The organism is Sphingorhabdus lutea (assembly GCF_001889025.1).
Classification (GTDB): domain Bacteria; phylum Pseudomonadota; class Alphaproteobacteria; order Sphingomonadales; family Sphingomonadaceae; genus Sphingorhabdus_B; species Sphingorhabdus_B lutea.
In genome coordinates, this window is the sequence record NZ_CP018154.1 from 48,106 (window position 1) to 73,740 (window position 25,635).

The 25,635-nt window shown below is 46.2% G+C and carries 21 protein-coding genes; 6 read left to right on the forward strand and 15 right to left on the reverse strand.

Annotated features, from left to right (window positions below; translation table 11 throughout):
• Window positions 1-104 precede the first annotated feature (104 nt).
• The 3 genes from LPB140_RS00310 to LPB140_RS00320 all read left to right on the forward strand — a co-directional run bounded on the left by LPB140_RS00310 (window position 105) and on the right by LPB140_RS00320 (window position 7,081).
• Window positions 105-3,200 carry a TonB-dependent receptor gene (locus tag LPB140_RS00310; protein WP_072558190.1) on the forward strand — a complete coding sequence of 1,032 codons (3,096 nt, stop codon included), beginning with the start codon at window positions 105-107 and terminating at the stop codon, window positions 3,198-3,200.
• A 32-nt stretch (window positions 3,201-3,232) separates the two neighbouring features.
• Window positions 3,233-6,226 carry a TonB-dependent receptor gene (locus LPB140_RS00315; protein WP_198024125.1) on the forward strand — a complete coding sequence of 998 codons (2,994 nt, stop codon included), beginning with the start codon at window positions 3,233-3,235 and terminating at the stop codon, window positions 6,224-6,226.
• A gap of 111 nt (window positions 6,227-6,337) precedes the next feature.
• Window positions 6,338-7,081 carry a FadR/GntR family transcriptional regulator gene (locus LPB140_RS00320; protein ID WP_072558192.1) on the forward strand — a complete coding sequence of 248 codons (744 nt, stop codon included), beginning with the start codon at window positions 6,338-6,340 and terminating at the stop codon, window positions 7,079-7,081.
• A gap of 117 nt (window positions 7,082-7,198) precedes the next feature.
• Here the strand turns inward: LPB140_RS00320 and LPB140_RS12260 are convergent, their stop codons facing one another.
• The 9 genes from LPB140_RS12260 to LPB140_RS00360 are packed head-to-tail and all read right to left on the reverse strand — an operon-like array spanning window position 7,199 to window position 15,701.
• Entirely contained in the window at window positions 7,199-7,348 is a 150-nt protein-coding gene (locus tag LPB140_RS12260; protein WP_156874074.1) for a DUF2474 domain-containing protein, read from the reverse strand.
• Entirely contained in the window at window positions 7,348-8,352 is a 1,005-nt protein-coding gene (cydB, locus tag LPB140_RS00325) for a cytochrome d ubiquinol oxidase subunit II (RefSeq protein ID WP_072558193.1), read from the reverse strand. The genes LPB140_RS12260 and cydB overlap by 1 nt, the downstream gene beginning before the upstream one ends.
• The gene (locus LPB140_RS00330; RefSeq protein WP_072558194.1) at window positions 8,349-9,770 is read right to left on the reverse strand and encodes a cytochrome ubiquinol oxidase subunit I; all 1,422 of its coding nucleotides are present in this window, start codon (window positions 9,768-9,770) and stop codon (window positions 8,349-8,351) included. Before LPB140_RS00330 ends, cydB begins: the two co-directional genes overlap by 4 nt.
• Before the next feature lie 24 nt (window positions 9,771-9,794).
• Window positions 9,795-10,424, reverse strand: a complete 630-nt coding sequence (locus LPB140_RS00335) for a peroxiredoxin (protein ID WP_072558195.1) — start codon at window positions 10,422-10,424, stop codon at window positions 9,795-9,797.
• 51 nt (window positions 10,425-10,475) lie between these two features.
• Window positions 10,476-12,266, reverse strand: coding sequence for a SulP family inorganic anion transporter (locus LPB140_RS00340; RefSeq protein ID WP_232223418.1), 1,791 nt, complete (start codon window positions 12,264-12,266; stop codon window positions 10,476-10,478).
• Window positions 12,253-13,857 carry a bifunctional protein tyrosine phosphatase family protein/NAD(P)/FAD-dependent oxidoreductase gene (locus LPB140_RS00345; RefSeq protein ID WP_072558197.1) on the reverse strand — a complete coding sequence of 535 codons (1,605 nt, stop codon included), beginning with the start codon at window positions 13,855-13,857 and terminating at the stop codon, window positions 12,253-12,255. The genes LPB140_RS00340 and LPB140_RS00345 overlap by 14 nt, the downstream gene beginning before the upstream one ends.
• 32 nt (window positions 13,858-13,889) lie before the next feature.
• Window positions 13,890-14,294 carry a DUF6691 family protein gene (locus tag LPB140_RS00350; protein ID WP_083550428.1) on the reverse strand — a complete coding sequence of 135 codons (405 nt, stop codon included), beginning with the start codon at window positions 14,292-14,294 and terminating at the stop codon, window positions 13,890-13,892.
• A gap of 28 nt (window positions 14,295-14,322) precedes the next feature.
• A complete protein-coding gene (locus LPB140_RS00355) occupies window positions 14,323-14,769 on the reverse strand; it encodes a YeeE/YedE family protein (RefSeq protein ID WP_072558198.1) in 447 nt (148 codons plus the stop codon).
• A complete protein-coding gene (locus LPB140_RS00360) occupies window positions 14,769-15,701 on the reverse strand; it encodes an MBL fold metallo-hydrolase (RefSeq protein ID WP_072558199.1) in 933 nt (310 codons plus the stop codon). The genes LPB140_RS00355 and LPB140_RS00360 overlap by 1 nt, the downstream gene beginning before the upstream one ends.
• 97 nt (window positions 15,702-15,798) lie before the next feature.
• On the opposite strand from LPB140_RS00360, the gene LPB140_RS00365 reads away from it, so the two are divergent.
• Entirely contained in the window at window positions 15,799-16,431 is a 633-nt protein-coding gene (locus LPB140_RS00365; protein WP_072558200.1) for a peroxiredoxin, read from the forward strand.
• Complete coding sequence (locus LPB140_RS00370; RefSeq protein WP_072558201.1) at window positions 16,428-16,826, forward strand: ArsR/SmtB family transcription factor; 399 nt, start codon at window positions 16,428-16,430, stop codon at window positions 16,824-16,826. Before LPB140_RS00365 ends, LPB140_RS00370 begins: the two co-directional genes overlap by 4 nt.
• A gap of 28 nt (window positions 16,827-16,854) precedes the next feature.
• On the opposite strand, the gene LPB140_RS00375 is transcribed toward LPB140_RS00370, so the two are convergent.
• The 6 genes from LPB140_RS00375 to LPB140_RS00400 form a co-directional block, all read right to left on the reverse strand.
• The gene (locus LPB140_RS00375; protein ID WP_072558202.1) at window positions 16,855-19,791 is read right to left on the reverse strand and encodes a CHAT domain-containing tetratricopeptide repeat protein; all 2,937 of its coding nucleotides are present in this window, start codon (window positions 19,789-19,791) and stop codon (window positions 16,855-16,857) included.
• A gap of 39 nt (window positions 19,792-19,830) precedes the next feature.
• A complete protein-coding gene (locus LPB140_RS00380) occupies window positions 19,831-20,457 on the reverse strand; it encodes a hypothetical protein (RefSeq protein WP_072558203.1) in 627 nt (208 codons plus the stop codon).
• Window positions 20,454-21,845 carry a sensor histidine kinase gene (locus LPB140_RS00385; RefSeq protein ID WP_083549754.1) on the reverse strand — a complete coding sequence of 464 codons (1,392 nt, stop codon included), beginning with the start codon at window positions 21,843-21,845 and terminating at the stop codon, window positions 20,454-20,456. The genes LPB140_RS00380 and LPB140_RS00385 overlap by 4 nt, the downstream gene beginning before the upstream one ends.
• Window positions 21,846-21,902: 57 nt before the next feature.
• Window positions 21,903-22,580 (reverse strand): response regulator transcription factor, encoded by a 678-nt coding sequence (locus tag LPB140_RS00390; RefSeq protein WP_072558204.1) that lies wholly within the window; start codon window positions 22,578-22,580, stop codon window positions 21,903-21,905.
• 162 nt (window positions 22,581-22,742) lie between these two features.
• Complete coding sequence (locus tag LPB140_RS00395) at window positions 22,743-23,636, reverse strand: SH3 domain-containing protein (protein WP_232223419.1); 894 nt, start codon at window positions 23,634-23,636, stop codon at window positions 22,743-22,745.
• Window positions 23,637-23,734: 98 nt separating this feature from the next.
• The gene (locus tag LPB140_RS00400; protein ID WP_072558205.1) at window positions 23,735-24,925 is read right to left on the reverse strand and encodes a cupin domain-containing protein; all 1,191 of its coding nucleotides are present in this window, start codon (window positions 24,923-24,925) and stop codon (window positions 23,735-23,737) included.
• Window positions 24,926-25,039: 114 nt separating this feature from the next.
• Here LPB140_RS00400 and LPB140_RS00405 point away from each other — a divergent pair, with 114 nt between their 5' ends.
• Complete coding sequence (locus LPB140_RS00405; RefSeq protein ID WP_072560062.1) at window positions 25,040-25,600, forward strand: pseudouridine synthase; 561 nt, start codon at window positions 25,040-25,042, stop codon at window positions 25,598-25,600.
• Window positions 25,601-25,635: the final 35 nt, after the last annotated feature.

Here is a 25,635-nt window from a genome sequence, read left to right on the forward strand (position 1 = left end):
AACAACATACCAATATTTATACCAATTGGTTGACACATATTGGCTTAATGGTATGAAGCAGTTGGAGCCGAGTCTATCGGATGGAGTTAATAGGAGGGATCATCATGAATTCAAAGTCACGCTGGGCGTTGAACAGCCGAGTTATATCTGCAGTTTCTCGCACAATTTTGTTAAGCGGTGTTGCCGCTAGCGGCCTTAATGTCGCGGCGCTTTATGCGCAAACAACCCCTAATCAGGACGTGACTCCTCCCGAAGAAGATCAAATTGTCGTTTCAGGCATCAGGGCAACCATTCAAAGCTCAATAGATGAAAAACGCGAATCGGCGCAGGTTTATGATGCGCTTTCCGCCGATGAAATTGGCGATCTGCCTGCCCTGTCAATTGGTGAGGCATTGGAAACATTAACCGGTGCGGCGTCGCATCGTGAACAGGGCGGTGCAACCGAAATTTCAATTCGCGGCCTTGGCCCTTATCTTGGGTCCACAGTTGTAAATGGCCGTGCTGCCTCAAATGGTAGCGGCGATAGGTCTGTTAATTTCAGCCAATTTCCCTCAGAATTATTTAACGAAGTTGGCATTTATAAAACCCAATCCGCCAATATGATTGAAGGCGGTGTGGCCGGTCAAATCTCTTTGGAATCTGTAAAGCCAGTTGATTTTGGCAAGCAACGTATTCAGGCCGAGTTAAAAGCCAATTATAACCCACAAAATTTCGACATAGCAAAGGACCAGCGTTTTCAGGATATCGGCTATCGCGGCACCATAAGCTATATTGACCAATATAAATTGGGCGATGGAGAGCTTGGCATATCGCTTGGCTATTCCCGCAATGTGGCAAATAATCCAGAGCAAGAGGCCCGGATTAGCGACACTGTAAATTATTGCCGCAACGACCCGACCAGCACAACTGCAGGTGTTGGCGATGATAATAATTGTGACACAGGATCAACCCGTCCAAATGTAGCGGGGACAGAAAATTTCGTCACTGGTCGTAACAGCTATACATATCGTCAAAATATTACCGATGATACACGCGATTCATTTTTTGGCGCATTGCAAATGAAGCCGAATCCTGATGTCGATATAAATATGGACTTTCAATATTCAAATCGGGTGTTCCGCGAACGGCGCAATGATTTGGTATTTTCCGAAGGTCGCCGCATTGACGATGTTAATGACCCGCTGACCACCAGATTAAATTATCCCTTAATTGTGGGCGATTATGGTGCGTTGCAACAATTTACTGGCGAAACAAATATTGAAACCAACAGCGAATATTTGGAACGTGCGGAAAAATATTATGGTGGTGGCCTGTCCGTCGCGGTGCAGGCAAATGATCGGTTAAAATTATCTGCCGATGCGTCATATTCGCAAACACAACGGACCGAAGAATCGGTTCAAATAAGAATGCGGATACAAGATCAGTTAAATATTTTCGGCGTGGGCAATCAATATCCGCTATCACGCGAAAGCGATTGGACCAGCGGCACCAGCAACACATCAAATGACCGTGTCGAATGGGCCAATTTAATCGGCCAAAATGGATCGCAAACTTTTAACGCAATTGTCAGCCAATTTGACGTTAATAATTATGACCTGTTCCGTGATAATGCCCGCACCCGCTTCACCCTGTCACAAGACAGATATAATAGCATTTTTGGCGCACGTGCAGATTTTGAATATAAAATGGATGGCTTTATCCGTTCAGTCGAAGGCGGCGCTCGTTTCCAAGAATTGAAATATCGCGATGTTCCCGGCGGTATAGTTGGTGCAAGCCGGGTTGAAATTACATATAGTAATGCGGCGTTAAGCATCGCCAATCAGGCATGCCGCACCGCCTTTCCAGAGAATAATTTCCTTTCAAAGGTAACAGGCGGCAACCCCTTAATTACGCAGCTTGACGCGGCGGGCAATGTTGTATGGGCCGGCAATACATATGCCACCTTTGACGCATTATGTCTGGCCAAAACATTGGAGGCAAATGACCCGCGCGGCGTTACATTTGATGCCGATGGCGTGCCGATTTACCCCGATGGCAAATTTGATTCCATTGATAATAATGATGTGAATGAAAAAAGCTGGGCTGGATATCTTCAGGCCAATTTTGAGGGTAATTTAGGCAGCATGCCTATTAAAGGTAATTTCGGGCTTCGCGCCGTGAAAACCGACGTCTTGTCTAAAGGTTTTCGTGGATTGCTTACCGCGACCCCAGCAGTTGGCGGTGGTTTTACTTTAAGTGTTAATAATAATACGCTTGAGGCGATAAGCGCGAAAAATAGCTATACCGAATATCTGCCAAGCTTTAACTTAACTGCCGAAGTTACCCCCAATTTACAGGGTCGTTTGGCAGTATTTCGTGCGCTTTCGCGTCCTGACCCATCTTCATTGGGATATGGCCGTACATTCAGCACGACCACAGATTCTGATGCCGCCTCAATTTCTGAAATTGTTGGCTCTGCAACGGCAAATGGCAACCCGCTACTTAATCCATTATTATCATGGAATTTTGATGCTGCACTGGAATGGTATCCAAATAAAGACACTATTTTGGCGGCAGGTGTTTATTATAAACGCTTTAATGGTGGTTTTGAAACCGTTGGCCAATTTGAAACTTTCGCCGTTAATGGCCAAGATTTGCAAGCATTGGTAACAACGCAGCAGACCACCCAAGATACCAGCAATATTAAGGGTTTTGAGGTAACCGCTGCCCACCGTTTAAGCTGGCTTCCTGCCCCGCTTGATGGGTTTGGCTTTAAATTAAGCTATAATTTCGCCGATTCAAATTTCAAAAATCAGGACGGCGGACTGGGTTCAGTTGGCACGGTACAGGCCGATGGCAGTGTCGTCTATAATGAAGCGCTTATCCCGCCGGCAAACTTGTTTGGTCTTTCCAAACATGTGCTTTCCGCTCAGCTTTATTATCAAATTGGCGGCCTAGATTTACAAGGTGTTTATAAATATCGCAGCCGTTATTTCCAAGCATTTGTTGGCGATTCATCAGGCCGCCTGCGCTATACCGACGCAGCAGGCGTGTTTGAAGCACGTGTTTCTTATAAATTGACAAAAAATATTCGCATTTCGGTGGAAGGTATCAACCTGTTCAGCGAACCGCGCACTGATTACCGACCAACTGTCGGCGATTTGTCACAAAATTTGGTTTATGGGCCGCGCTATTTCGCCGGTGTGAGAGTCAAATTTTAAAAAAATCAAGAGTTTAAAAGGAGAGCAATATTATGAGATTATTCACTATGAACAACGCGGTGTCAAAACCGCGCCACCGCTTGTCGGCTTTGTTGCTGGCTGGCACGGCTGCAACCATGGCCTGCGCGCCTGCAATGGCACAGCAAGAAAATTCCGCAGATGCTAATGAACCAATTCTCGTTACTGGTATCCGTAGCTCGCTGCAAAATGCTTTGGAAGAAAAGCGTGAAGCGGCCAGCCTTGTCGAGATTATTCAAGCAGAAGATATTGGTAAATTGCCAGACCAAAATTTGGCTGAAGTTTTGGAAAATGTTCCCGGCGTGCAAATTACCCGTGATGCGGGCATCGGCACCGGCGTTCAAATTCGCGGGTCAAATGACAACCGCACCGAAATTAACGGCGTGGGCACTGTCGGCTCTGGTTCTGGCCGTGGCGGCATTGGTTTTGAAGATGTAAACGCGGCTGTTATCGCATCGGTAGAAGTCACAAAAGCACCAACCGCAAAAACCACCGAAGGCTCGGTTGGCGGCACCATCAATCTGCGCACCATTCGCCCATTGGATTTAAACGAAACATTACTCGCATTTCGTGCACAGGGTGAATATTCTGAACTTTCAAGAAGCGTTCAACCGCGCCTATCGGCCAGCCTTGGCAAAAGCTGGAATGTTGGCGATGGCGAAATCGGCATCGTGTTAAGCGGCAGCTATGCCAAACAAGACGCGCTTTCTTTTCGCCCACGCGTTGATCGTGATACTTTAACTGTACAAGGAACAGGTCGGACCTCAACAGGCGCCGCCGGTCCAGCTTTCAGCTATCTTGGCATCCAATTTTTGAATCAGGAATTGGAAAATTTCAAATATGAAACCTATAACCTTGCCGGATCATTGGAATATGCACCAAATCCGAATTTGAAATTCTATGTTGACGGTTTTTACAATGACCAAACCCGTCGTCAAGAAAGCACCAGAATTCAGGCATCAGGCGTCAGCAATGTTCAATTGACCAACGTTCCCGATACCTTTGAAACAATTAATTTTGGCTCATTGGGCGGCAATAATTTGGGCTCTATCCAAGCAGCCTTAACCGGCACGTTGCAGCCAAATGTTGCGAACCGTCCTGTTCTTCGTTTTTCAAGCGATGTAGGCGCTCGTTTAACAGAAAGTCATTTGCTTCGTTTTGGTACTGAATGGGAAAGTGGCCGTTTCAAGGCACGTATTGAGGGTTCACGCACTCAATCAGATACCAGCAATCCAGATCTCAGCACCACGTTGAACTTCGTCAATCCGAATACCGCACTTACCGGATCAAATCCACCAAATGAAAATGGCACGCCATTTCGTTATGATTTAACCGGCGGTGCGCTTGCCTTTGGCATTGATACATCATCGCCATTTGCGCCTACCGTTGCGCAATTGCTTGACCCTGCAAATATTGCCTTTGACGCGGCAACCGTGGGCAATAGCGGCACCAAAAATATTGATACCACAGGTCGTTTGGACTTTACGCTGGATTTAGAGGATTTAACTGGCTTTATCACCTCATTTGATTGGGGATATCGTTATAATAAAACATCCACTGAATTTAACGAATTTAGCTCAAATATTAACCTGTCTTTGATGCGTGACGCGCCAAGAGGCACGGCATTTTCGCAATTATTAGTCCCCGGCCCGTCCATTTTTGGCAGAGCCGATGGCCGTGAATTATTCTTTGGTGATTTCTTAATCATCAATCCTAAATTGGCCTATTCTGATCAAGCTGGCGTTTTGGACACCATACAGGCGGCGCTTGCTGCTGCTCCTGGTGCGCGCGTTTTGTCTGACCCGACCTATAACCCTGCATCATTTTTCAAAATTACTGAACAAACCCATGCATTTTATGGCCAGTTAAATTTTGAATCAGGCATTTTCAGTGGTAATGCTGGTCTTCGCTATATTGATACCAGCATTGACTCGCTGGGTAATAATATTGGTGCGGGCGGCGCAATTACCCAAGTAAACACACCTGGTAAATATCAAATGCTATTGCCACGGTTGAACATGGCCGCAGATCTTAGCGATGATCTTGTTTTGCGGGCCAGCTTTGGTCAAGATATTAACCGTCCCAATTTTAACGATCTGAAAACATCAGTTCGCTTTGGCACGGGACCAAATACTGCCGTAGTTATTGGCAATCCTAATCTGGCTCCAGAAAAGGTTACATCCTATGACGCGTCGCTTAGCTGGTATTTCGCACCAGCATCGGTTTTAAGCGTTGGTGTGTTCCACAAACGCCGGACTAATTTGTTCGTGACACAGGAATTTGCCCCCGCAGTTGATGTCAATGGGTATAAGGATTTCACCGCACCATGCGAAGATGGCGGTATTTTCAATCCCATCGCCGATCGTAACGTGTTTGTTGCTCCTGCAAATGCCGGCACCGGTCTTTGCGTTCCAATTACCACAACGATCAACGATAGCGCAGCAACCACTCAAACCGGTATTGAGGTGGCTTTCCAAGCTGATCTTTCTTCATTCGAAGATAAAATTGGATTTGCCTCTGGCTTTGGTCTTTCCGCCAACTATACCTATCAAAAATTTGGTGGTGGCGAGGCAACCAATACTTCCGCCGCCGATAGCCGCGCAAATGCCATTTTCAACGCCAGTAGCGGCCTAAACGCCGCGCCTTATACGGCGGTGCAGGGCTTGCTCGACTTTTCGAAAAATGCGTATAACGTCACATTATTCTATGAAAAATATGGCTTTACCGCACGGGCGCGATACACATGGCGCAGTTCATTCCGCACATTGGATACAGCAGGCGGCGCATCATTGGGCAGCACATTGGGTTTCCCCGTGGTTACCGCAGCCCGTGGCCAGCTTAACGGCAGCCTAAGCTATGAAATATCCGATAATATCAATATTGGTATCGAAGGGGTGAACCTCACCAAATCGAAAATTTCCCAATATTGTGTAAATGATGGCGCATTATTATGCTTCCAAGGTCTTCCAGATCGCCGGTTGCAATTTGGTGTGAACTTCAAATTTTAATATAAACATGGTCACCAGCCGTCATTTTTTGACGGCTGGTGGGCTTGCGTTACAATTTCAATGTGGTATGCATTATTGGTATGAAACATTGATATAGGAAAGTGTGGGCCTTTGAAAAACCGTCTGTATAAGACAATTGTTGAGAAAATTCTCTCTCTTATCCATGAGGGCATATTCCCGCCCGGTAGCCGTTTGCCCGGCGAACGCGAATTGGCCGAACGTTTCGGGGTCAGCCGCGTTACCATTAGGGAGGCCGAAATCGCCCTAGAGGCATTAGGCCATATTATCATTAAAACTGGATCGGGCGCCTATGTTCAGGATCTTGGCGAAAACAGCCCCGGCGCATTGCCCGATGTTACCGCATTTGAATTAACCGCCGCACGTGCGGTTATAGAGGCAGAGGCCGCCGCCTTGGCCGCCGCAAATATGACCGATGAAGGTATTAAACATTTAGAAAGCCTGATTAAGGCGATGTCTGCCGTCCACCCCAATGGCCGCGACGAAGGCGACGATATTGACCGCCAATTCCACCTTAGCATTGCAAAAATGTCCTGTAATCCAGTTGTCGAATATACAATTGAACAATTATGGCGCATTCGCAACGAATTGCCACAGGTGCAAAAAGTATATTCCAGCGTCTGTGTGACCGATGCAAAGGCACGTACTGATGAACATGCATCAATTTACGCTGCATTGCGCGATCGTGATCCCGCCGCCGCACGCTTTGCAATGCGCGAACATTTCCAACGATTATTTGAAGCGATGTTGGTCGCCACGGAAACAAGCGCCTTTGAAGAGGTAAAGCGCAAAATTGGTGAAGACCGCAAACGTTTTATGGTGACCACACAAATTTAACCATTCTATACTGGGCAAATAATTGGTAATAATATATTGTCTTAACATCAATTGAGATGCGGGAGCTTTCTGCGTAAATTCAAAAGGAAATTAATGTCATAAAAAATATGATGTTGATTATGCCTTTACCCATAATCTTATAATATATCCCACAACGGATATGGTGGCCACGCCCATTAACCAAAAAAGCAATAACCATAATAAACGCTGATATATGGGTTTATTTTCAACATCTTTAGAAGATTGAGAAAGTGGATCAAAAGTCATTAATGATAGCCCTCCGTTCCAACTTTACCGCGAAATACCCAATATGCCCATCCGGTATAGCCCAATATGATGGGGACCATAATCCCTGCACCAATTAACATGAATAATTGGCTGTCATAGGGGGCGGCGGCCTGCCATATCGTGACCCGGCCTGGGATAACATCTGGCCACATTGATATTCCAAGTCCGACCAAAGATAATCCAAATAGGCCAAGCGCATAGAAAAATGGTGCGGCCTCCTGTTTCTTTGATAAGCTGCGAAAATAGAGAAAAGAAATAATAAATGTTGCAAGCGGCACCTGTGCTGTTGCTATAATTCCAGGATAGGACAACCAGCGTTCATAATATTTTGCTTCTAAAAATGGTGTTGCGATGCTTACCATCATTATCGCGAATAATAATAAAATGCCCAATCGCCCAGCATAGCTATAACATTGGCGTTGTAAGCCCCCTTCAGTTTTCCAGATAAGCCAGCAACAACCCAATAATGCATATCCTGCAATCAACGCAAATCCGGTAAGGATGCTAAATGGGGAAAGCCATTCCCACCAGCCACCTGCATATGCGCGTCCCTGCACCGTAATGCCTTGTAATAAAGCACCAAGCGCGATTCCCTGAGCAAAGGTGGCTATCACTGAACCGGCCGTAAACGCAAAATCCCAGCGCGCACGGTGGGCTGGGTCGCGCCAGCGAAATTCAAATGCCACACCGCGTAAGACAAGACCCAATAACATTGCAATAATGGGCGCATAAAGCGCGGGCAATATAATGGCATAGGCAAGCGGAAATGCAGCCAATAATCCCCCACCGCCAAGGACAAGCCATGTTTCATTGCCATCCCATACTGGGGCGATACTGTTCATCGCTGCATCCCTGTCATCGCCTACCTTAAATGCAGGAAATAAAATACCTATGCCAAGGTCAAAGCCATCCATGATGACATAAATTATAATTGAAAAGGCGATTATACCTGCCCAAATAATGGTTAAGTCAATGCCGTTCATCCTTGCTCTCCTTTCGCAAGATCATTGTTTGAAATTGCCGGCGCAGATGTGATGCCCGCTGTTCTAATCGGCTTATCATCCATAACGCTTTCATGTGCTTCGGGTGGCTTGGCCGCAAGACGGAAAATATACCATATTCCTGCGCCAAAGATGACAAAATATACAATAACAAAGGCAATCAGCGATATTGCAACCGCGGGGGCATCAAGTGGCGCGGCACTGTCGCTTGTCCGTAAAAGACCGTAAATCGTAAAAGGTTGTCGGCCAACCTCTGTCGTCACCCATCCGGCCAACACCGCAATAAAACCCGATGGCCCCATAAATAATGCACCGCGATGCAACCATGTCCATTCATATAATTTTTTTCGAGCACGTGCCAATAAACTCCACATACCAATAGCCAGCATCGCAAAGCCAAGCCCGACCATGATACGGAACGACCAAAAAACAATGCCTATGGGGGGCTCATTTTCATCTGGAACAACATCCAAACCATTTAAGGGCGCATCCATATCATGTTTCAAAATTAACGATGATGCCCCTGGAATTTGAATGGCATAATCCACCCTTTTTTCCTTTGAATTAGGAATACCAAATAAGATTAAGGGCGCACCATTGGGGTGGCTTTCATAATGACCTTCCATCGCCATTACCTTTACAGGTTGATGTTCCAAAGTGTTAAGCCCGTGAAGATCGCCCATAAAAATTTGTGTTGGGGCAACCAATGCCGCCATCCACATGGCCATGGAAAACATTTTCCTCGCGCCGACATTCTTTTTATCCTTTAATAAATGCCATGCGCCAACCGCCCCCACGGCAAAGGCGGTGGTTAGATATGCCGCCAACACTGTATGCACCAATCGATAGGGAAAGCTGGGGTTCCAAACAATATCCCACCATCCGGCGGCGGGAACATATTGGCCAACATCATTTATGGCATAGCCAACGGGTGTCTGCATCCAACTATTGACTGATAAAATCCAAAATGCAGAAATAAATGTGCCAATGGCCACTGCCAAAGTAGCAACAAAATGCAATTTTCGCCCTACCTTATTAATGCCGAATAACATAACGCCCAAAAATCCGGCTTCTAAAAAAAATGCCGTTAACACTTCATATGCCATTAAAGGGCCAATGACAGGCCCCGCCTTGTCAGAAAAAACAGACCAATTTGTTCCAAATTGATATGACATCACAATGCCAGAAACGACACCCATGGCAAAAACAATGGCGAATATTTTCAACCAATATCGATATAAATTGGCATAAACGCCATTGCCGGTTTTAAGCCACAATCCCTCTAAAACTGCTAAATAGCTGGCAAGCCCAATGCTGAATGCTGGAAATAAAAAATGGAAACTGACGGTAAAGGCAAATTGAATTCGTGCCAGTAAAATGGCAATTTCATTATCAACCATAAAATATCTCCAGCCTAGCCATGTTTAATCTATTTTTGTGGTACGTAAATAAGGCCGCAATGTTGTCCAGCCTTGTGGGAATAAATCCTTTGCTTGTGCATCATTTATCGATGGGGGGATAATGACATCTTTACCCATCGTCCAATCAGCAGGGGTAGCAATTTTGTGCTTATCACCCATTTGCAAGGCATCTATAACGCGCAAAATCTCATCAAAATTGCGTCCCACACTCATGGGATATGTCATTGTTAAACGTATTTTCTTATCAGGATCGATAATGAAAACCGAACGGACAGCTGCTGTTTCGCTTTGCTGTGGGTGAATCATTTCATAAGTGCGCGCAATCGACAAATCAGAATCATCAATGATGGGAAATTGTAAATCGGTATTTTGCGTGTCATTCACATCCTCAATCCATTTACGATGTTCCTCAACACTGTCTGTGGAAAGGCCAATTGCCTTTGTATTGCGCTTGGCGAATTCGTTGGCAAGTTGCGCTGTGCGGCCCATTTCTGTGGTGCATACTGGGGTAAAATCCGCAGGGTGGCTAAAAAAGAAAACCCAGCTATCGCCCGCCCATTCATGAAAATGTAGCGGCCCATTTTGGGTTTGAGTTTTGAAATCGGGGGCGATATCGCCAATATATAATGTCATTTTTGTGACCTTTCTGTTGGTTATAAAATCAATAAATTTACCTTTATTTGATTAAATCACCCCTCTTGCATGATATGGGTCAAAAGGAGTTTCTGCTTCTTTTTGTCTATTCGCAATTGCAATTACTGCATCAAATGCTTCATTCTGCGAAAGATAGATATTGCCGCCTAATTGTTCGATAAAATGCGACTTTTGCAACCGATCCATCACCGGCCCTTTTACCTCCGAAAGATGCAATTTAATATCGGCATCAATCATCCTATGGTTAATCGCCTCAATGCTTTCTAGCGCAGATGCATCAATCGCATTAACCGCAGAGCACATTAAAATAACATGCCTAACCAATATATTATCGGCAATTTGTTCCAGAATAAATTCTTCTAACCATCGCGCATTTAAATAGGTCAAGCTTTCATCAATGCGAATGTTCAAAATTCGCGGATCGGTAAAAACTTTGTGCCGTTCAATATTTCTAAAATGCTGTGTCTCTGGAACGCGGCCAATAATGGCGGCATGGGGACGAGAGCTGCGCCACAAAAATAATGCCAGACTTAACAAAACGCCCGAAATAACACCCGGTTCTACTCCCGCGATTAAGGTAACCCCAATGGTTGCCGCAATCGCCGCAAAATCCATTTTTGAATATTTCCAAATCGCCGCAGGTGTTTTCAAATCAACCAGGCTAAGCACCGCTACAATTATTGTTGCCGCCAATGTTGCAATGGGTAATGATGCCAATAATGGGGTGAAAAATAATGCCGCAATGGCAATGAAAATTGCCGTAAATGCCCCCGCCGCCGGGGTTTGTGCGCCCGCATCGAAATTTACAACAGAACGGGCAAACCCGCCTGTAACCGGATAGCCCCCTGAAAATGCGGCTGATATATTTGCCGCGCCCAATCCGATTAATTCTTGATCCGGATCAATGCGCTGCCGTCTTTTTGCAGCCAATGTTTGGCCTACGCTGACCGATTCAACAAAGCCTATAACACTAATCAATAATGCGGGAACGGCCAATTGCTGCCACAATTCAACATTCATTAACGGCACCGAAAATGGGGGCAGGCTTTGGGGTATATCCCCCACTATTTTCACGCCTTTTTCTTCTAAAGAAAATATAATTGTCGCCATTGTTGAAACAGCAACTGCCGCAATTGGTCCAGCCTTTGCTACTAATTCTGCAATATGCTCTGGCATCCCAAAACGCATCAATAACGGCTTTAACCCCTTGCGGACCCAAAATAAAAATGCGGTGGCAAATATCCCGATAAGGAATGTTGGATAATTTATTGACCCAATATTTTCGGCCATGGAGGATATTAAGGCAGGCATATTTTCGCCATTGGCCTTTATCCCGAAAATGGATTTTAATTGGCTGGTCGCGATAATAATTCCGCTGGCTGTGATAAAACCCGACACCACAGGATGCGATAGCAAATTTGCCAAAAAGCCAAGTTTTAATATCCCCATAGATAATAAAATGATGCCGGATAAAAAAGCCAGTACCAATGCCGCAGCGATAAATTCTGCGCTGCCCGGCGGTGCAATGGCACTTGCCGCGGTTAATGTCATTAATGATACCACCGCCACTGGGCCAACCGCCAATGTTCTGCTGCTCCCAAAAATTGCATAAATTAAAAGCGGCAATATCGATGCATAAAGCCCTATTTCAGGCGGCAGACCGGCAAGCATTGCATAGGCAAGGCTTTGCGGAATAAGCATGATTGTGACAATGATGGCGGCCACCGCATCATTAACAAATATGCGGTTATTATATGCTTTGCCCCATATCAAAATGGGAAAATATCGGGTGAAGTTCATCGCTTCTTCACCCCTGATCAATCAAATGCGGTTTCACCATCCATTCCCGCCCTTTTAACATTCCATGCCAATATATCGGGGGTAAAATTGTATCTTTTAATAACCAGGAAAGGCGCGATGGCCGCGTGCCGTCAATCAACCAATTTGGGAAACTTGGCAATAATTTACCGCCATAGCCAAATTCCGCCAATATGATTTTACCCCGCTCCACCGTTAACGGGCAACTGCCATAACCATCATAATCAGCAATGGGCGGCTGACCTTTTAATGCCGCCAGCGCATTTACCGCCACAACAGGCGCTTGCTTTCTTGCCGCGGCCATTGTTTTGGCATTGGGTGCGCTGCATACATCGCCTAGGCTGAAAATATTATTATATTTAACATGACATAGGCTTGCTTGATCAACATCGACAAAACCGCTTTGTCCGGCAAGTGGGCTGTTGCTGACAAAATCAGGCGCCTTTTGCGGCGGCACGATATGTATCATATCAAATGATTGTTCGATCAATTTTACATGTTCATCATTTTTTTGTTCAAATGTCGCGATTTTTTTCACGCCATCAACGGCCACCAATTTTGATTCAAAATTAAGCTGCGCATCATATCGCGCCACATATTCCATCAATGCAGGAACATATTCTGGCACACCGAATAACATCCCGCCGCTATTATGAAACTGAACATCTATATTGTTCAATACACCAGAACGTTCCCATTTGCTGCATGACAGATACATCGCTTTTTGCGGCGCGCCAGCGCATTTAATAGGCATGGGTGGCTGGGTGAAAATCGCACGGCCCGCACTCATGCCTTTGACCAAATGATATGTATATGGAGCAAGATCATATCGATAATTTGATGTGACGCCATTTTTGCCCAATGCCTGCTTTGCGCCATCAATTGCATCCCAATCTAGCATTATTCCTGGGCAAATAATCAACACATCATAGTTAATCTGCTGTCCATCTGCGGTTATTACTGCATTATTATTTGGGTCAAACTTTACCGCGGCAGATTTAATCCAATGCGCCCTTTTGGGCATCAGGTCCTTTTGCTTTCGGTGCGTAAATTCAGCAGAAAACGCACCGCCGCCTACCATTGTCCAACCGGGCTGATAATAATGGTCTTCACTTGGCTCAATGATGGCCATGGATATTTTCTTGTCGCGTTTCAACATGCTGGACGCCGTGGCAATACCCGCAGAGCCGCCACCGACAATCACAATGTTAAATTTGCTATTATTTTCAGATATATTACCAGTTTCTTGTGTAGCCTCCTTAGCCATTTTAATTAAGGTGGTTGAACGTGCACCTGAACGGCAATATGCTAAAACTGGCGATGCGATTGATGCCAATGCGCCTTGCATCTGCAATTTATTTTCGTTCGTAATGGCGCCGGACACAACGGGTAAATATATAAATTCAATACATAACTCTTTTGCCAATTTGGCCGCTTGCGCGCTGCGCATGAAATCCCCATCTTCCTCATCGGGTCTGTTGCAAATGATGGATTTAAATCCAGCCTTTGCAATAAAGGCCATGTCATCGGCCGTAATTTGCGGCGATATACTTATTTTATCATGTAATTTAGTAATTTGCGGGCCATTCGTCATGACATGTCCTTCATCATTATATCAAATTGTAATTAAGTAGAAAATTTATGCGCCACCATTCCCAATAATAAAGCAGCAACAAATGTCAGCGCCGGCGCGGGGTTAAGAGCTATTCCCGCAAAGCCAGGCCCGGGGCAAAGCCCGCTAATACCCCAACCTGCACCAAATAAAATCGCGCCTATCACCAATTTTCGATCAATTTTTTTTGTATCAGGCAGCGAAAATTGCACATCAGCAAATGGCCTTTTCATCAATTTTTGGATTTGCCACGCGCCGGCCATGGGCAATAATGCGCCGAACATCACAAATGCCAATGTCGGATCCCAATGGCCAAAAATATCCAAAAAACCACGCACCCTTGCTGGATCGGCCATCCCTGAATAGGCAAGGCCGCCACCAAATAACATTCCCGCAATTAAACCAATGACCAAAGACATATTTTTCATTATATTTTTCCAATCATCTTCATGCGGGGATAAGCCCAAAATATCGCATAGCTGCCACTATTATCATTCCGCAGAGCATGAAGATTATTGTCGCAATTAAAGAACGAGGCGACAGGCGAGACATGCCGCAAACCCCATGCCCGCTGGTGCATCCAGAACCCAATCTTGTGCCATAGCCGACACATAAACCGCCAATGATGAGCATGAGCAGGCTTTCAGGGTAATTTGTCTCAATCGCGCCCATGAATAATGACGTGACATAAGCACCAAGCGGCAGGCCAATTATAAAGATAATGGCAATGCCGCGCGGCGCACCACCATCAGCAATATTGACCGCCCGTGCGGCAAGGCCGCTAACCCCTGCAATACGCCCAAGGGCAAGCAGCATGATAGCCGCCGCCAAACCAATGGCCAGCCCACCAATAAACCCCTCAATGGGCAATGCATTTGGAAATGATGCCAACATTATACCGCGTCCAATGGAATTTTAAGATAACGCACGCCATTATCTTCCTTTGGCGGCAAATGGCCCGCACGCATATTAACCTGTATCGAGGGTAGGATAAGGCGCGGCATATTCAGCATCTTGTCCCGTTCAGTGCGCATTTCGACAAATTCGTCCTCGCTTATGCCATCATGTGCATGAATATTGCCTTTGCGCTGTTCGGATATGGTGGTTTGCCACTTATATTCGCTGCGCCCTTCGGGTAGATAATCATGACACATAAATAACCGGCTTTCTGGCGGCAGAGATAATATACGGCGCATTGATTTATATAGTTGGCGTGCATCTCCGCCTGGAAAGTCGGCCCGCGCAGATCCATAATCGGGCATGAACATCGTATCCCCAATAAAAATGGCATCGCCGATTATATAAGCAATACAGGCGGGCGTATGGCCAGGAACATGCATGACCATGACGTCCAAATTGCCAATTTTAAATGTATCGCCATCGGCAAATAAATGGTCAAAATCGCTACCATCGCGCCGAAATTCTGTGCCCGCATTAAATAAATTGCCAAATACATGTTGCACGGCGACAATATGTTCGCCAATGGCAATTTTTCCGCCCAGTTTTTCCTGTAAATATGGCGCAGCCGACAAATGATCGGCATGCGCATGGGTTTCAAGCAGCCACTTTATTTCCAACCCCTGCTGCTGAACATAATTTATTATTTTATCCGCAGAATAAAATGATGTTCGGCCCGATGCGGGATCATAATCCAAAACAGAATCGATAATCGCGGCACATTTGGTCGCGTCATCATGCACAATATAGGAATAGGTATAGGTTTCGGGATCAAAAAATTCCTTAACCTTTGGGATATTTTTTCCCTCACCTGCTTTCAACAGATTTTCAATCTGCTCGGCGGCATTTTGCAACACTATATCGGTCATAACGACTCCTTATATTCATATTTACATAAACTATGTAATACACTATATGAGTTGCGTCAATAACCAAAAAATGCCACGTCGCACGGGGAGAATATTTATGTCAGATAATATGCAACAACCGCCCGCCACTTTGCGCATTGGGGACATTGCCCCTGATTTTCAGGCGCGCTCGACACATGGTCCTATTCGGCTTTCCGATTATAGAGGCAAATGGCTTATTTTCTTTTCTCATCCGGCTGATTTTACCCCCGTTTGCACCACAGAATTTGTTACCCTTGCCCAAAAATCGGCGCAGTTTAGTGCGCTCGACTGCGGCTTAATTGGGCTTTCTGTTGATAGCCTTTATTCACATTTTGCATGGGTTCGCGCGATAGAGGGTAAATTTGGAATAAAAATCCCTTTTCCAATTATCGAAGATCCCAATATGGCTATTGGCCGCGCTTATAATATGGTTGATGAACATTCCATCGACAGCTCCGCCATGCGAACATGCTATTTCATCGATCCAAAAGGGGTCATTCGTGCCACGACAAATTATCCGCACGATGTTGGAAGGTCGGTTGATGAAATGCTGCGCATTATTGCCGCGTTACAAATTACCGAAACCCAAAATATGTTAACCCCCGAAGGATGGCGACCAGGCGATAAATTATTACAAAAAACGCCTCTTTTATCTGATGAGATTAGCGCAGATGATGATTGGTTCTGTCAAAAAGTCGATATAAAATGACCTTTATTTACGAAAGCCGTGAACGTGCAGATGCGGCAACAGAAAAGCTTAAAATCTATGCGCAGCCACAGCGTTTAATGATCCTATCTTTCCTGCTTCGCGGGGAAAATAGCGTCGCGGAAATTGATGCAGCGACCGAAATCGGCCAACCTGCACTTAGCCAACAACTTGCCGCATTAAGACGGGCAGACACCGTCAAAACCCGCCGTGAAGGTAAGCAAATTTGGTATAGCTTGGCCGATGAAGGGGTGGAGTTATGCGTCAAAACCATGGAAATCATCTTGACCAATGAAACAGAGGCCGAGCATGCGTTAAAAAATATGACCCATGGTCAAAATATAGTGGACCAAAATATACCAAAGCATGGAACCGCCGCATTCGCCAAAATATTATAAATTTTTCAATTTATTTTTTGACGATTTATCATTGCCCAATAATTTCAAATGCCGCCCATAAAAATGGGTGCTGCTCTGCCTTTTCTCCATCCTTGCCCTGGCGGACTTGCGATATGGCATGTTGCAGGGCCTGTGCGCTGTCCATTCCCTTGGCCGCATTGCGCATTGTCGCCACGCTTAATCGCCGCGCCATATCATCGCGCACGCGCCAATGGCTGGCCATGACTTGTTGTGCGCCTGCTTGGAAAAAACTTTGCGCCAATCCTGAAAGCTGCGGCGCGTCCATGCCCGATGGCGCGGCGGTGTTGCATGCTGATAAAATCACCCAACTGGCGGGCAGGCTCATTTTGCCAATTTCACTGGATAATAATAATCCATCATCGCCGCCCTGCGGGGTTAATAATAATGCCGGTTCATTTAACCCGTCCAACTCACCAGAGACAAGGCCGTGGGTGGCAAAGGCCAAAATCGCACCTTGTTTTATTTCCGCACTGCGAATATTGGCCTCGGTCGCATCTTGCCCAATGAACAGGGTTGATATTTTCGGGCCAATTGCATCGGCAAGCTGCCGCAGCTCCGCCGCCGCATTGGTTAATTGGGGCAAATCGAATAATGTGCGGATATTTTCCGCCGACCGCACCGCCATATTATCGCCGGATATTTTCCCGCTCACCCCGCCAACGGCCCAAAAATCACCTAAGTCCTTGTCCTGCACATTCTCTTGTCCATAGCCATTATCCGTCCCGCGCGGCGCACCGGAAAATCGCATAATGGCAAATTTATCAATTAAATAATTGGAATGATGCGAAACACCCTTTTGCAGCCCATTTTCCATCATTAACGCAGAAAATGGCAAAGCCCCCAATTTACCATTTGCCGATATTAACAATGCAGTTCGACCCTTGGTCAAATCCTGCATTTCTTTGGGGAATAAAATGGCATATAATTTGGTTGCCGCTGCCGCATCATATGCCGATGCATCACTTTGCAAACCCGCGCGGACATTGGTGATTAACCCCTCTATCTCGGCGTCATTACTGATTAAAATTTGCCTATGTGCGTCATTATTTGCTGCGGTTAACAGCCAGCCATTATCAATCCTGCTGTAAATTAAGGCAAGATTTTGGGGCCCCAATTTTGCCTGCATCGCATTTAATGTCTGTGCGGTAAATTGCAGGGCGGCAATCTGCTGAGCGCCCATATCGTGGTGCAAGGCATCAATTTTTACGCGGTTATCCTCCAATTGCCTGTCCAATGCGCCCATATCAAATGCGGGATCGGGTTTGCGCAAATTGCCTTCTAATTTTGCCAAAATCGCACTGCGTTCATTTAATAAATCGCGCCGTTGTTCAAATAATGTCTTTGCTGCGGCATTGTCCATGCTGCGCTCTGCCGCAGCGGCGGCCAATATATCATCGACGCTGCTTCTTGCCGCCCATTGCTGCGCGATAAAGGCATCATCCGCCTGTCCCAAATTATAAAAAATTTCGGCCAGCCATGCAAAGCCGGGACGTAATCTTTTCGCCTGTGCGGACTGTAAATCAATATTGGATGCAACGATAAATTCATCCAGTAATTTTTGTGCTTCGTCCGTGATATTTTCTTTATCCGCGCCGGGTAATTGGGCCTGCACTTTTAACAACATGGCCCGCGATAATAATGCATCGGGATGCTGTGTGGGTAACATTTGGCCGCGCATCGAAACCGCCTGCCCTGCGGCCTGAAGCGCAAGGTCATAATCGCCCGCCTGAAACGCAATTTTCGCCAATAAATCACGCGAATTAACCCTATCCCGATGCCCCATGGGCAGGCTAGCATCGCGCGTTTCAACCAATGATTGCGCCAAAAGAAGCGCCCGTTCCACCTGCCCCATTTTGGCCAGCGCATTGGCAAATGTATCACGCGCCACCAACGCACGATCGCTTTTTTCACCAATGGCCATGTCTATAATGGGAATGGCATTGTCCAAAAAACTAATCGCATCTCCATATCGGCCCGCTTCGCTTAATGCTTGCGCATATATAACCCGCATTGCCGCGCTATTTTGTGTGGGTTTTCCCGCGCTTTTTTCGACAAGTTCATACGCCCTGCGGATCATGGGAAATGAATCACGCGGGCGGCCTTGCCGATAATAAATGCTGCCCAAATTTGCATATAAATTGGCCATGACAGGATTGTCGCCGCCAATGCTTGCCTCCCCCGTGGCAACGCCATTTTGCGCGGCAACAATGGCATCATCGGTGCGTCCGGCGGTATATAAATATGCCACCCGATTGGCGAGCCATATGGCAATATCGCTTGGCACCTTATCCAATGTCCGCGCCATTTCGGTGGCTTGTTTATTATAATCCAGCGCCTTTTCCAAATCGCCCTGTTCAAAATATGACGCTGCCAGATTATTTAAAGAAACCGCATAATCGCGTGATTTGGACATATTGGGGTCATTTTTATAATCGGCCACCAAATTTATGTTTATCGCCAATGCCTCATCATGCTTGCTTTGGAAATTAAGCACATATGATTTTAATGACAGCGCATTACGAAATGCCTGCCTATATTTGGGATTATCGCGATACTGCTCCAATATTTTATGCAGAGGATCAACATCTTTACCTGCGCGTTCCAAATCACCCGCAGCGGCATATGCCATAGCTAAATCTACTTTTCGCTGCGCCACTTCGGGATGATTTTCGGGAAATATCCTCTGCGCCTCTTCCAAAGCTGGCTCAACCAAGGCGCGATAAGCCGCCGGATCCTGATCGGGTGTCATATCGGCATAAAGGGCGGTTAACTTTTCAACTGTGGTCGTATCGGTTAAGGATACGTTATCCTTTATCTGGGCATTATTTGCGGGTTCATTATCATGCGGGGCAAATGCATGCGCCAATTGCGGCATGGACGCGGCAAATATCATCAGGGCAAGGGGCGATAATGTACTTAATAAACCATGTTGATACCGACCCATAATAAACTCCCCCATTTAACCCATTAAAATTATATATTCCTATTCAACGACCAGATAATATCTGCTTTTCCGCGATGCCTTATTGCCAATATTTATCCCATATCTTTGTGTATAAATGGGCAGCCATGAACAGCTATTTTGACCTTTATTGCTGATTTTGCAAACCTGTTTTTGGTCACGGTCCAAAACCGTAAATTGTAATGCGCCCTTCACACTGGCCGACAGGGCAATATTTGCCCTTTCCCCCGCCAAAAATATTTGTTCTATTTTAACATTTTCACCCGGACCAATCCAACCCGACCGATAACCAATCCCCAAGGCCCGCCCCCGAACCGGTGGTAATTTGGACAATTGCATCGCCGCCATTTGCCGCCACTGGGCCAATGGATCATCGGCATTGCCCATATCGTCAAATCCGCTATTTTTGCTGCTGACACCCAATCCATCTAAAGCAGAGACATAAAGGGCAAGTTTTTCCATATTATTTTGCGCCGCCGCCATGTCGGCCTGTTCAAAATAATATGCCGCTTTTGCGCCATTGGCGGCATTGGCAATATCATCATGCACCACAGCAATATTTTCAACCGCAATATTATCCCCGCCAAATTGCGCGCATCCGCATAAAGAAATAATCCCCAAAAATGGCAAGATGTTCGGCATTTTCATATGTTCATTTCCTGTGGTTTAATAATGAATTTTGCGCCCGTCCTGCCTTTATCTTCCTGACTATCCGCCAATAATATGACCAAAGCATGACGTTCTGCAATCGCCTTTGCCAATGCAAGACCAAGACCATGGCCCGATGTTTGCTTCACCCCTGCGCCGCGCTGGAATCTTTCGAAAATATGGCCGCGTTGATCCGGCGCAATGCCCGGTCCATTATCCTCTATCGTTAAAACGGGGCCATGCGCCAATGTCACCCAAATTTGCCCGCCCGCCGGCACATATTTTAACGCATTGTCCAGCAAATTGGATATCATGCGGTTGATCTGCATTTTTTCGGCATATAGCATGATATTGGGCGCAATATTTACATGCAATATAACATCTGCATCCTCCATGCTGCCTAAATATAATTCGGTTAAATCGGTCAATAATTCGGAAAAGTTTATCTCGCTCAACCCTGCTCGATCGCCCTTTCGTGCTTGACTTGCCGCAATGTCCAATAATGAATCCAACATGGCGGTAATGCTCTTTATCTCCTGTCTTGCACCCGACAGGCTTTGCTTTTTTTCCTCGCTTTTTGTTTTTGATAATATGTCCAATAATCGATTGTCCAAATGCATTAATGGTGTGCGAATTTCATGCGCCACATGTTCAGAAATATGGCGGTGGGTTTTGACCATATTGGCCAATCTGGCAAGATTGCGCCCGCTATGCCGGGCCAGCTCGCCAATTTCATCCCGTCCATCATCCAAAATCATATCCTCTGGATATTTGCCCAATTCAAAATTTTCAAACCCGTCATTTATCCGCCCCACACGCCGCGACAGGCGCAGCGCCGCCTGCCATGAAATAAGCGCAACCAAAATGATAATCACCCCGCCAGCAGTTAAGAAAATCCAGCTCAGACGGTTTAATATATTGCTGTCCGCTTCATATTCGCGTGCGACCAAAATTTGCAAATCGCGGTCCAATAATGTGGCCCGTGCATAAACCGGCACATTGCCATTGACGGTGGCATATCCCTGTTCAGAAAGATGCGCCGATAAATTGGGCCATTCATCCACATCACCCAATATTTTTTTGCCGCTGCGATCGGCCAATAAATAATGCGCGCGGCGCCCCTCCAAACTGACCAATGCTTGACGATCGGAAAGCCGTTTAATCAATTCATCCCGCCCGCTGGTCACATATATATCGGCCAATCCGGCGATATCGGTATCTATGGCAGAGGCAAGCGACCTTTTGCTGGCATCGCTGCTAAGTTGGTAGCTGATAAAATATAAAGCCAACACACCGATAAGGCTTAATAATATCGCCGATAGGGTCAGCTTTCTAAATATCGAAATGGTTGATTTTTTATCGTTCATAAATGGGTCAATTTGCATCATAATATGCTTTTATAATCTGGGCCGCCATTATGGGCAGCATAGGTGATTGCCGCCATGTTAAGACCCCGTGGTCAGGCGATATCCCGACCCCCAAATTGTTTCCAAGGCGGGGCGGGAAAACCCATCCTCCAATTTTCGGCGAAGCCGCCCAATATTTACATCGACAACATTGGTTTGCGGGTCAAAATTCATGTTCCACACATCGCGCAATAACATATCCCGTGTGACCATTTCCCCTGCATTTTCCATAAAATATTTGAACAGTTCAAACTCCTTGGGGCTAAGCGCGATATGAACATTGTCGCGAAATGCCGTTCGCGCCTTTATATGACATTCAAACGCGCCATAGATAATAATCGCGCTATGGCTGCGATTGGTTGAACGGCGAACCAATGCCTTAATTCGTGCCAATAATTCCTGTGGTTCATATGGCTTGGCCAGATAATCATCGACCCCTGCCTCTAATCCTTCTATCCTATTTTCGCTGCGCGCCAAAGCGGACAACATCAACACCGGCACATCAACCCCCGCCTCGCGCAGGCGCTTAATCACGCTTAACCCGTCCATATCCGGCAACATGCGGTCCAAAATAATTACATCAAATTCTTGCGATGCCGCGCGGCTTAACCCCGATGTCCCATTATTTTCCCACACCACATTCTCACCAAATGATGCAGCAAGGTTCATGACGGCACTTGCGGCCTTTTCATCATCTTCGACATATAAAATATTCATATTTCGCCGCCCATTTAATTTATATATTATGTATAGTTTATTTATATTATTTTACAAATAGCTTGCCGATATGCGCCATCTTATATTGGCTGATAGCGGAAAAAAGGGGCATGGCCACATTTGTAACCATGCCCACAATTTACCGCCGGATGCAGTGGGTCGCTACTGCATATCCTCAACGGAAACCCATCCTTTTGTCCCATAGCTGTCGGTTACCTCAATAAATAATCCCTGCCGATTGCCCGTGGGAATTAAATCTGTCCCTGCGCGTAATGACCGCACCACTGCGGATGTTTTATCGGCGCTGGCATATAATTTTGTGTCCACTGCCACATTTGCAGATGCAGCAGGGGTGGCGGCGGCATTATTTGCCGGATTTACCGTCAATCCTGCGCCCTGTGCCACCACATTGTTAAAGGCGATAATAAATGCCTCGGTCAACATTTTGCCATCCTTTGATGCGGCATATCCGCTGGATTGCGCGCCCCCATTCCATCCATCATTTCCATTTAATGATATGGTGGATTTTTTTACCGACCCGCTGCCCGCCACCATGGTTTGTCCGGTTGCGGGACTTATCATCCTTATGCCTGCGGCCACGGTTTTCTTTTTCCCACCCAATCCGCCAAATGCGCCAAATATGGCGCCGCCAATGGGCACTTTGGATAAAATAGACCCCGCCGCACCGGACCGAACCAGCCCCTCGGTAACCGCCGATTTGGCCAGATTAACCCCCTGATCAACTTCTTCCTTATCACCGGCAATAACATTCATTAAAAAATCCGCCGGAACGCCGCTTGCCGGATTATGCACGGTAAAACATCCCGATTCATTGGCCAAAGCGACCAATAATTCACGTGGGCTGCCCAATCCAAATTTGGTCCACCCCTGTGTGTCGCCATCCACCACAGCAACCGTGCCAAAACTTGCATCGCATTTGGATAGGATAATCGGATCATCCTTTGCGGCATGGGCCGATGTTGTGGTGAATAATGATGTTGCGGTGAATAATAATGCCGCACTGCCCAGCATGATTATTTTACGATATTGGTTCATGGCTTCCTCCTCCTTGATTAAGGATGAAGATAATCCCTGCCGCCTATTGCGCCATGTAACAACGCCGTTAGCATGATGACAAATATTGTTAGTTTTTCCTATTCATCGCCATCATCCAAATATTCATCGCCATATATATCATCAAAAAATGCCAAATGGCCGCTGGAAAATAAATCATGGCATATTGCCATTATCGCGTCATTTTTGGCATAAACATGGTCCAAAATGAAATTATCATTGGCGCAAATATGCTTTGCAAAATGGGCGGTTTCACCACTGCATTGATATGCATGTCCATTGACAAATAATGTCACATTTTCGGCATTATCCGCCGCGTGGATGAACAAAAAACGGCTGGCCGCATTGCGGCATATTTTTTCGCCCTGTTCAATATATGCCTTTATCTCGTCCAAATTCATGGGATGTTCGGGCCGCCAATCCATATCGGCATATTTGGCGGCGCTTAAATATTCACCCAACCATGTGGCAAAGGCGGCGCTGTCATTTAATTTTTGCTGCACCAAATGATGCAGCGCCTGTATCGCCACTGGGGTGATTTCGCCGGCATTTTCCTGACGCAATAATTGCGGGTCGCAATATCGCTCATCATCTGTCAATTGCCCCAAAATATCATCGGACCAATTGCCAATTAACTCACCAGTGGAAGGCGCGCGAAAACCAATGGAATATGTCATGCAATTATCACCAATGGCCACCCCATTATGCGCAACGCCCGGCGGCACATATAATATATCACCCGCATCCAAAACCCATTCATCGGTGACATGAAAATCGGCCAATAAACGCAAATGTTCATGCGGCAATAAGGGCGTTTTTTCATCACATGCCTGCCCCACTTGCCATTTGCGGCGGCCCAATCCTTGAATTAAAAAAACATCATATTGGTCATAATGCGCCCCAACCCCGCCGCCATCGGCCGCAATGCTGACCATTATATCATCAATCCGCCAATCAGGAATAAAACGAAATGGCCGAATTAAGGCGGCAACATCGGGAACATGATGGTCAACCGCCTGAACCAATAAAGTCCATGATTTTTGCCCCAATAATGAAAATCGCGCCTCCTCTATCGGGCCATTTTCAACATATATGCCATTATTTTCATGCACGATAAGACGTGATTCCACCTCTGCCTCACATGCCAAACCAGCCAATTCGTCTGGCGCAAGGGGGTTTTGCCATGCCGTCCACGGATTTTTAATCAAACATGGCTTTTTCTGCCAATAATAGCGGAGAAAGGAATCAATATCAAAATTTTCTAACTGCATCGGCAATGCTTAGCATTTAATGCCCCAATTCGACGATATTATTTTATGTATTTATTTATCAATCGCAGCGCGAATAATATTGCCCCGCGCCCCGCGCCCTGTCACAAGGCAGTCATGTCCAATCATAACGCCCCGCAAATCATCCTGTTCAACAAACCTTTTGGTGTGCTTTCCCAATTTACCGACAAGGGGACAGAGGGGTCGTCGCGCCCAACATTGTCGCAATATATAAACATTCCCGGCGTCTATCCCGCTGGACGGTTGGATATGGATAGCGAGGGTTTATTATTATTGACCAATGATGGCCGCCTGCAATCACATATTGCCGAACCAAAATATAAAATGCCCAAAATTTATTTGGCGCAAGTGGAAGGACATATTGCCGATGCCGAAATGAACATATTGCGGCGCGGCGTGATGTTAAAAGATGGAATGACCAAGGCGGCAAAGGCCGAACGTATCGACCCGCCGATTTTATGGCCGCGTAACCCGCCCATTCGGGTGCGGCAATCCATTCCCGATTGCTGGATAAAATTAACGATTACCGAAGGTCGCAACCGACAGGTTCGGCGCATGACGGCGGCAGTGGGCCATCCCACATTGCGGTTGGTGCGATGGGCCATTGGGGATTGGACATTGGATAATATTGAACCGGGCACCTGGAAACAGGCTTAAATCCGCAATAGCTATATTGCTTTTTATCGCGATAT